Below are 7,960 nucleotides of genomic sequence, written 5' to 3'. Positions count from 1 at the left end.
GTCGAGGCCGAGCAGGCTCACTACGCTCACCACCAGACCCCGACACCGGTCGGAGCCTCAGAGTAGGAAGTCTCCGGACTCGCCGGGGCGGTTCAGCCTCCAGGTGGGCGTTGATGCGGTCCAGGTGCTCCACGGCGGCCCGGATGAGCTGGGTGTTGGCCTCAGTGACCGGCAGGTGCTTCAGGAAGGCGATGTGGTCGCACCGCGAGGACAGTGGCGGCTCGTCGAAGGTGTTCACGGAGCCGGTGAGCCGATCGAGGTCGTCAAGCCCTTCGACCTGCAGCAGCTTCGCGAACGCCGGTCTCAGATCCGCATCCACACCCAGTGCCATGCCGCCCCCTCGCTGCGATCAAGTCATGAGCCTGTCCGGCCGTAGCTCCGGACTGGACGACAGTCCTTCCGTTCTTCGACATCGGCAGACGTCGCCAGCCTCCATGATCGCGCCCCCAGGGCGGCAAATGCGGATGACGGGGCGATGGTGTCGGGTCAGTCGAGTAGCTGGCCCCAGCGCATAGGGAAGTGCGCCAGCAGCAGGTGCTCACCCTCGTCGGTGCGCAGCAGCGCGATCCTGCCCTGCAGGTGCCCTTGGCGACGCAGCTCGGGCGGGCCGGCCGTGGCCGCGTGGACCACCTCCTCGGGGCTGTGCCAGCGGTAGCCGCAGTCTCCGCCGCAGCCGCAGGCGTCCCAGCCCAAGCCGGCGCCCTCGGCGGCGATCTGGCGGGCGCGTTCGGAGCTGAGGTCGGCGTCGACCAGGCGGTAGCCGCGGCCACCAGGGCCCAGCAGGTCGAAGGGGACCGGCGCCGGCGGTGCCGCCTTGACCTCCTGCACGACCTGAGCGAAGGACGCTGCGCGGCGCTGCTTGGCCATGAAGCCGAGTGTGCTCATCCACCGCCATGATCGCGCCCTGTCGGCGGCATAGGCGGGCGCTTCATCCAGTGGGGAGGTCGTCCAGGTCGAGGCGGTACCACTCGGCGCCGATCGAGAGGTGTAGCTCAGAGCCGCGGCAGGTGTACCGGGCTTGGGTCAAGCCTTGGGGCAAGTCCGCGCCGCCTGGTAGCACCAGCCGTACTGGCGGACCTGCCAGCCAAATGCCGTCAGCGGTCAACCGCAGCGGGGTGATCGCGTCGCGTTCCCCGGCGTAGCCGCCCACCGCCGCGGCATGATCACCTTCGACGAGCATCCCGTGAGCCCCGTCGACTGGAACGCGACCGTGATCGACAGCCTGCTGACCGTCGATGTTGACGAGGTGGAACGAGGCATAGTCGTACATCCATGCCTTGTGTCGATTGACATTGAGGGCCTGGCAGGTCGGGAAAGCCGGCAGCGCAGTGCCGAGGGGATAGCGCCACTGAGGTGACAGCTCAACATCGAAGCGGACCAGGCCGTGCAGGCGGAACTCGCCCTCGTTGGCGACCGCGTTGTCGTAGCCGATCCACACCTGGCCGTCGGCGGTGCTCAGTACGTGCGTGACGCTCTTGCCGACGTCGGCTGCGCGTACCAACCGCCCCGATGCGTCGTAGACAGCGGCGCTGAACCCGTCGGCGGTGTGGCTTCCGATGATCAGCACCTGTCCATCGGGTAGCGGCTGCACGCGGTGGGGCCAGGACACCGTTGTCAACGGTGTGCTCGCAGCGAGCCGGCCATCGCAGTGGTACCAGCTGACCAGAGCGGCGCCCTGGCTGGAGCCGTCCCACAGCGCGACGGCGTCGTCAGCTGCGCCGAAGCCGACAGTCAACGGATCCTGCTGCTCGGGCACGCCCTCGGGGCGCTGCAGGTGAGCGTGGTGGCGCAGTGACAGCGTCGGATATGTGAGCACTTCCTGCCGACGCATCGCGCGGCGTCTGTCCGACTCCTGGCTCGACTGCGACTCCTCCGGATGCTGTAGGCGGTCTTGCCGGAGCAGCTCTTGCAGCTGCTCGATGTCGCCTTCCCGGATCCCGAGGCGTCGTCGTTCTTGATCGATTCGTTGCCAGTGCTCCGCAGCTTCTTGCTGCGCCTGCGCATTGGCAGCCTCTTTGCGCCGCTCGTGCTCGGCATGCCACTCCAGCCACTGCTGCCGTCCCCAGCGCCGCATCTCCTCCCGCCACGTCTCCCACATGCCAGCATCCTGACCTGCTGGAGCAGAAGTGCACGACCGCTCTTCGACAGAGGCGTGCGTCTGGGTGGGGCATGATCGCGCACTCAACGCGGCAAAGGCGGGCGTTGAGCGGCTTCAATGGGTACGTGCTGCAGATGCAGGCGGTCACCGAGATCACCGCCCCAGTAGAGGCAGCGCGTTGGCCGGTGGCTCCGGTGCTCACTCCGACGTGGCTGGCCTTGAACGACGACTGCACGGCGGAGCAGGTCGGTCTGGTCGTCGCCCACCTGGTCGCCTACCAAGGACACGACCTGCGCGGGGTGACCCTGCCCGAAGCCATCGACCTCCTCATTGCGGCCGACGAGCTGGCGACCCCAGGTGGTCTGCTGCTCAAGGACAGCGCCAGAGCAGTCCAAGTGTCGCCCGGCTGCTGCGCCGGCTTGGAGGACTGGCGGCAGTGGGTCGACCTCCTTGACGGGCGTCAGCCATGGCTGGGGCACTCGCCCAGCGCTGGCGTGGAGCTCTTCACCGACTACTTCCGTGTCTGGCAGGACGCTGAAGCGGCGGCCGTTGATCCAGCGTCCAGCTCGTTCCTCGACGTGCCGGCACACCTGTTGCTGCCCCTGCTGGAGGAAGTGCGCATGGACTTGATTGCTTTCCTCGACGTCGTCGGCGCTTGGGGTGCACACCGGCGGCTGGGGCGCCGAGGTGCCGCGTTGGTCGAAGCCCTCGACGCGAGCTGGTCGATCACAGCCCCACTGCCCTCAGCAGCCGCGCCGTGATCGCGCCCGCAGTGCGGCATGAGCGCGCGACTCAGAGGATGGCGGACTGCTTGCTCACGGCCTGTCTTCAGCGCTGGCCGGAGGAGGCTGCCGGCAGCTTCACGCCTTCCGGCACGAAGCTGGGCGAGTCTTTGAACGCCGCGCAGGGGTCCTCTGTCGCCGCGATGCTCCCCTCAGGGGCGGTGCCTGCAGGGGCGGCAGCCTGACCGGCGCCGGGGTGGATGGTGCCGCCGGCGGTCGTCTTGGCGGCGTGGGCCTTGGCGCGGGCGGTGTAGCCGTGGCCGTACTCATCGGCTTCCGCGGGGGTGTCGAAGTGCAGCATGATCCCCTGGCAGGTCAGCTCGGGGCTGGCGGAGCTGTAGAGCGCCTGGCCCTCATCGTTGAGGTCCTGGATCTCGCCCAATGTCACGATGCGCCCGTTGTAGACGTTGGCCACGCGGGACAGGTCGTTCATGACGACGCCGTTCTCGTTCACGCTGACCGCGAAGCCACCGGCGGCGGCTGTAGCCGCGATGCCCATCCCGCTGACGCCGAGAGCGGCGATGGCGGCCACCACGGCAGGCTTGCGCTGCCACCAAGGGCGCACCGAGGCGGTCGGCGTGTTCGTGGTGGGGGTGTCCATGTCAGCCTCGCCCGCGGGGTCCACGCCCCTTCATCGACCATGCAAGCCCAGTGCTGAACATGGTGACGACCACAGCACGCCATGATCGCGCACTGAGCGTCAGAGGCGGATGTTCAGTCGGCGCGGGGCACGCCCCCTCGTGGTCAGTGACGGAAGACTGTCCCCATGCGCTGGGAGGAGAGCTTCCCCTTCGAGGGACGCATCGTCTGGTTGACGGCCGAGCAGGGCGGGCGCATGTCCGGTCCGCCCGCCACTCCTGCGGAGCACGACTACGCCGCAACGGCCCACGTCCCGCCCTGGACGGAGGAGAACGGGTCGGCCTCCTTCGTGCTCCGGGTAGCCGATCGGCATGGCTGGACCTCCCGAGCCGAGGGGACCTGGCTGGTCCAGCAGGACGATGAGCGCTTCCTCGTCCATCCAGGGACCGTCATCGTGGTCACTGAGGGCTACAAGGTCGTGGCGTACTTCCACGTCGACACCGTGTCCAGCGACCGGTGACGCAGCCCGGAGCATCCCTCCTCCCGCTCTGATGAGGACCGTCGATGGCTCCTCGCAATCATCCGCAGATCGACAAAGTCGCGCGTCCGCCGGCCGCCCATGATCGCGCCCTGAGCGCGTCAGAAGAGGGCGTTCAGGGTGGCGTGATGTCGTCCAGGTCGAGGCGGTACCAGGTGGCGCCGACGGCGACGTGGAGCTCGGGGCCGCGGCCGGTGTAGCGCGCACGAGGTAGGGGCTGGCCGTCGGGCATCGTGAGCCGCCGCGGTGGGCCTGCCAGGCGTAACCCCTCGGGGGTGATGTGTAGGGGGGTGATGACGTGACGCTCGGCGGGGTAGCCGCCGATGAGTGCTGCGCGGTCTCCGTCGACGAGCAGCGCGTTCGCGCCACGGAAGGGGACCTGGCCGTGGTCGTGGGCGTGCTGCCCTTCGGCGCTGACGAGGTGGAAGGCGTCGTAGGCGTAGGCCCAGGCCGTCTCACCGGTGACGTTGAGGGCGTAGCAGTCGTCGATGACCGGCAGGTCAGGTTGCCTCTTCTGCGGGTAGCGCCACTGTGGTGTCAGGTCGGTGCCGAAGCGGACCAGGCCGTGGGTGCTCAGTCCGGACCAGGCGAAGACGCCTTCGTCGAAGTAGGACGTCCACACCTCGCCGCTGGCGGTGCTGAGGAGGTGCTGGATGGCGTCACCGACGTGGGCGGTGCGGACCAGCCGGCCGGTGTCGTCGTAGACGGCGGCGTTGTCGTCGTCCTCATCACGCCGACAGCGCGCTGAGGCCAGGAGGATTTGGCCGTCGGGCAGCGGTTGCACCTCGCTCCGGTGGGGCTGCGGCGGCACCGGCGTGATGGTGCCCGGCGTCCCGTCCGGGGCGTGGTGGCTGACCTGGACGGCGCCCTCACCGCCGTGCTCCCACACCACCAAGGCGTCACCAGCTGGGCCGAAGCCGACCGTCACCGGCTCCTGCTGCTGCGACCGCCTGTCGAGGTGGTGGAGGTCGGCGTGGTGGCGCAGCGGCAGCGTCGGGTAGGCGGACACCTCCTGCCGGCGGATCGACTCCTGCTGCTCATGCGCCCGCTGTGCCTCGCTGGGGTGCTCCAGAGCGTCCTGGCGGTACAGCTCCATGTGCTGTTCGGAGTCCTGCTTGGAATCTTCTGACGGCCTCAACTTTTCCGCGAGGCGCCTCCTCTGTTCCTCGGCCTCTCGTCGCCACCACTCGTCTTTAGCGCGGCTTCGCTGCTCGTGCTCCTCGTACCACTGCCGCCACCGCGACTGCTCCCAGGTCCGCATCTCCTCGCGCCAGGTCTCCCACACCCGACCATCGTGACCCAGTCAACCGACGCAGCCACGCCCACGCGCGTACCGAGGGATGCGGGCGTTCGTCGGCCGTCATGATCGCGCACTGAGGGCGGCAAAGTCGGATGTTGCGCGTGGTCATGGGCGCAGGTCGTCGAGGTCTATGGCGTACCAGTGCTGGCGCAGGTGGAGGTGCAGTTGGCGTCCGCGGCAGGTCGTCTGGGCGCCGTAGATCTCCAGGCCGTCGGGGAGGACCAGACGCTGCTGTTGCCCGTCCAGGTGGGTGCCGTGCTCGTCGACGGTGAAGGTGGTGATGAGGTCGTAGGCGGCGCCCCAGCCGCCGATGAGGGCTCCACGGCTGCCCTCGATGAGCAGCTGACGGGCTCCGCGCCGGTCCAGCAGGCCGTGGTCGGTGATGTCGTGGCCGTGGATGGCGATGAGGTGGAAGTCGCCGTAGGTGCAGTGGTGCACCGCGGTGTCGGTGACGTTGAGCGCGTAGCAGGCGAGGATGCCCGCCGTCGGGGTCGGCGGCGCGTAGGTCCAGGTCGGCGTCAGGTCCTCGGCGAAGCGGCACAGGCCGGTGGCACCGGGGCCTGACGAGGTGGTGGCGGTGTCTCCGTAGCCGACCCAGATCTCGCCGCTGCGGGTGGTCAGGATGTGGCGCACGTCGCGGCCGAGGTCACCGGTGGCTAGGACCTGCCCGTCCAGAGTGCGCACTTGCGCCCAGCACGACCCCTCGTCGCTGGTGGTGCCGGCCAGGAGGATGCGTTGGCCGGGGAGGGGCTGGACGTGTTCCACGCCGTCGACGCCGCTGTGCGGCCAGGCGTCGTCGACGTGTCCGCCGGGTCGGTGGGCACTCAGCACGCCGCATCCAGGTGTGCGCACAGATGCCCACCACGCCCAGGTCCATCCTTCCGGGCCGACACCGATGACCGGATCGTCGACCACCTCAGCGCCGTCGGGCACGACCAGCCGGCCCAGGTCACGCGCCGGCGTCATGGACAGCGCCAGAACTTCTCTGCGCAGCTCCAGCCCGCGCTTGCGTGACAGGTCCACCCGATCACGATGCCGCCTGCGTCGACGTCATGGCGAACGCGGGCAGATCGGCGAAGTCGTGCGTCCGCGGCGCCATGATCGCGCCCCATCAGCGGCGAAGTCGGACGTTGCTCGGGCGGCGTGAAGGCCCTGCGGCTCGCCATGATCTGGTACTCGCCGTGAGTCGCCCTTCGTGCGCCGCGCACCGGGGTCCGGGGTGCAGTTGGATGCTGGTGTGATCCGGATGCGGGCGGTCCTGGAGGTGCTCCCGCACGATGACACCTGTCCCTGGCCGGTGGCCGCCGTGGACGACTTCTCCTGATTGATCTTGAATGGTGCCTGCAGCAGCGAGCAGGTCGGCCTCTTCCTGGCCCAGCTGCTGCCCGACCAGGACGACACCGCAGCAGAACCCAGCGCGCAGGAGGCCATCGACGCCACCCTCACCATGGAGCAGCTGATCGCGGCCGGCGGCCTTCGCGTGGAGGAGGAGGGGACCGGCGCGGTGGTGGTGCCGGGCTGTTGCGCCGGCCTGGAGAACTGGCGGGAGTGGGCCGAGGTTCTTCGAGGTCAGTCCCCGTGGCTGGGACACGACCCCACCCCCGCAGTGGAGGTCCTGCCGGACCGTCTGCGCATCTGGCAGGACTCCGAGGCGCCCGGGGGCGCTGTGCGTGTGGCCGCTGGCTTCATCGATCTGCAGGCCGTAGCTCTGCCGGGGCTGCTTCGAGAGGTGCAGGCAGACCTCATCGCCTTCCTGGAGCGGGTGGAGCGCTGGGGGCAGCAGCATGAGCTGGGTGACCGAGGCACAGCCCTGGTGCAGATGCTCGACGCGCACTTCCACATCAGCGCACCACTGGACCTGCCTGAAGCTTGACTTCCACGCCTCCGTCGGACCACGCCATGACCGCGCCATGACCGCGCCCGGAGGGCGGCGTGGTCGGATGTTGAGTCGACCTGTCCTGCGGCCCGGCGCTCACCTGCTGTCCGGCGCAGCACCTCGCCACCACGTGTCGTCCACCGTGAGCTCCAGCTCAAGATCCGCCTGATGATCTACATGGCGGACGAAGGCCTCCGGGAGGCGCACGCCATGCTCGAACACATAGTGCGCCAAGCCCTGCGGCCACAGGTAGACGCCGTCTGTGAACTCGAGACTCCCGTTGTTCTCATTGCAGAAGCGGCAGCGTGAGTAGCCCATGAACGCTCTGGCTACAAGACCATGCATGAGGTAGGAGCCGACATCCTGTCGCTCCTGCTCGTCCCACTGCTCGTCCACAAAGTCACGGACGTCGGGCCAGCCGGCTGACGTGTGTGGACCATCCCAGTAGCCGATCAGGATCAATGGCCCCTTGTACGGATTGAAGCTGTCCGGCATGCATTGGATCTTCGCACCTGGCCAGGTCCGACAGTCGGTGCGAGCCTCCGCGCCATGCGCGCTCTTCGGCAATTGAGGACGTCCGACGGCCGTCATGATCGCGCCCTCAGCGCGCGGCAGATGAGGATGTTCGGGTCTGCTGCATGATCCGGTGACACCGACGCTGGCTTGCCCGAGAGGCAGCCTGGGAGGATGTTGCTGTGCCCAAGCCTTACCCCCGCGAGTTCCGCGATGACGTCGTGCGGGTCGCTCGCAACCGTGATCCGGACGTGACGCTGGAGCAGGTCGCCGC

At 68.7% G+C, this 7,960-nt stretch carries 10 protein-coding genes; 3 read left to right on the top strand and 7 right to left on the bottom strand.

Annotated elements, in window-relative coordinates; genetic code table 11:
• The 3 genes from CLV92_RS21205 to CLV92_RS20700 form a co-directional block, all read right to left on the bottom strand.
• On the bottom strand, positions 1 to 331 hold a 331-nt coding region (locus CLV92_RS21205; protein WP_146099722.1), incomplete at its 3' end, for an Imm15 family immunity protein.
• Positions 332 to 486: 155 nt separating this feature from the next.
• Positions 487 to 885 carry a hypothetical protein gene (locus CLV92_RS20705; RefSeq protein WP_146099721.1) on the bottom strand — a complete coding sequence of 133 codons (399 nt, stop codon included), beginning with the start codon at positions 883 to 885 and terminating at the stop codon, positions 487 to 489.
• A 43-nt stretch (positions 886 to 928) separates the two neighbouring features.
• The gene (locus tag CLV92_RS20700; protein WP_104435969.1) at positions 929 to 2,098 is read right to left on the bottom strand and encodes a hypothetical protein; all 1,170 of its coding nucleotides are present in this window, start codon (positions 2,096 to 2,098) and stop codon (positions 929 to 931) included.
• A gap of 125 nt (positions 2,099 to 2,223) precedes the next feature.
• Here CLV92_RS20700 and CLV92_RS20695 point away from each other — a divergent pair, with 125 nt between their 5' ends.
• Positions 2,224 to 2,859, top strand: a complete 636-nt coding sequence (locus CLV92_RS20695) for a hypothetical protein (protein WP_146099720.1) — start codon at positions 2,224 to 2,226, stop codon at positions 2,857 to 2,859.
• A 67-nt stretch (positions 2,860 to 2,926) separates the two neighbouring features.
• Here CLV92_RS20695 and CLV92_RS20690 read toward each other — a convergent pair whose 3' ends face one another.
• Complete coding sequence (locus tag CLV92_RS20690; protein WP_146099719.1) at positions 2,927 to 3,481, bottom strand: hypothetical protein; 555 nt, start codon at positions 3,479 to 3,481, stop codon at positions 2,927 to 2,929.
• Positions 3,482 to 3,646: 165 nt separating this feature from the next.
• Here CLV92_RS20690 and CLV92_RS20685 point away from each other — a divergent pair, with 165 nt between their 5' ends.
• A complete protein-coding gene (locus tag CLV92_RS20685) occupies positions 3,647 to 3,979 on the top strand; it encodes a hypothetical protein (protein ID WP_104435964.1) in 333 nt (110 codons plus the stop codon).
• 133 nt (positions 3,980 to 4,112) lie between these two features.
• On the opposite strand, the gene CLV92_RS20680 is transcribed toward CLV92_RS20685, so the two are convergent.
• Positions 4,113 to 5,282 (bottom strand): hypothetical protein, encoded by a 1,170-nt coding sequence (locus CLV92_RS20680; RefSeq protein WP_104435962.1) that lies wholly within the window; start codon positions 5,280 to 5,282, stop codon positions 4,113 to 4,115.
• A gap of 120 nt (positions 5,283 to 5,402) precedes the next feature.
• A complete protein-coding gene (locus CLV92_RS20675) occupies positions 5,403 to 6,320 on the bottom strand; it encodes a hypothetical protein (RefSeq protein WP_146099718.1) in 918 nt (305 codons plus the stop codon).
• Positions 6,321 to 6,627: 307 nt separating this feature from the next.
• On the opposite strand from CLV92_RS20675, the gene CLV92_RS20670 reads away from it, so the two are divergent.
• On the top strand, positions 6,628 to 7,170 hold the full coding sequence (locus CLV92_RS20670) for a hypothetical protein (protein WP_146099717.1): 543 nt from the start codon (positions 6,628 to 6,630) through the stop codon (positions 7,168 to 7,170).
• A 99-nt stretch (positions 7,171 to 7,269) separates the two neighbouring features.
• On the opposite strand, the gene CLV92_RS20665 is transcribed toward CLV92_RS20670, so the two are convergent.
• Positions 7,270 to 7,668, bottom strand: a complete 399-nt coding sequence (locus tag CLV92_RS20665) for a hypothetical protein (RefSeq protein ID WP_211291330.1) — start codon at positions 7,666 to 7,668, stop codon at positions 7,270 to 7,272.
• Positions 7,669 to 7,960 lie beyond the last annotated feature (292 nt).

It is taken from the genome of Kineococcus xinjiangensis (assembly GCF_002934625.1).
Lineage (GTDB): Bacteria > Actinomycetota > Actinomycetes > Actinomycetales > Kineococcaceae > Kineococcus_A > Kineococcus_A xinjiangensis.
The sequence above is the reverse complement of the archived record's forward strand: the minus strand, read 5'-3'. Positions and strand labels throughout refer to the sequence as shown.

What these genes read in the sequence shown, in the direction of transcription:
- CLV92_RS20705 (WP_146099721.1), bottom strand. Translation starts at nt 885, where the DNA reads ATGAGCACACTCGGCTTCATGGCCAAGCAGCGCCGCGCAGCGTCCTTC.
- CLV92_RS20700 (WP_104435969.1), bottom strand. Translation starts at nt 2,098, where the DNA reads ATGTGGGAGACGTGGCGGGAGGAGATGCGGCGCTGGGGACGGCAGCAG.
- CLV92_RS20690 (WP_146099719.1), bottom strand. Translation starts at nt 3,481, where the DNA reads ATGGACACCCCCACCACGAACACGCCGACCGCCTCGGTGCGCCCTTGG.
- CLV92_RS20685 (WP_104435964.1), top strand. Translation starts at nt 3,647, where the DNA reads ATGCGCTGGGAGGAGAGCTTCCCCTTCGAGGGACGCATCGTCTGGTTG.
- CLV92_RS20665 (WP_211291330.1), bottom strand. Translation starts at nt 7,668, where the DNA reads ATGCCGGACAGCTTCAATCCGTACAAGGGGCCATTGATCCTGATCGGC.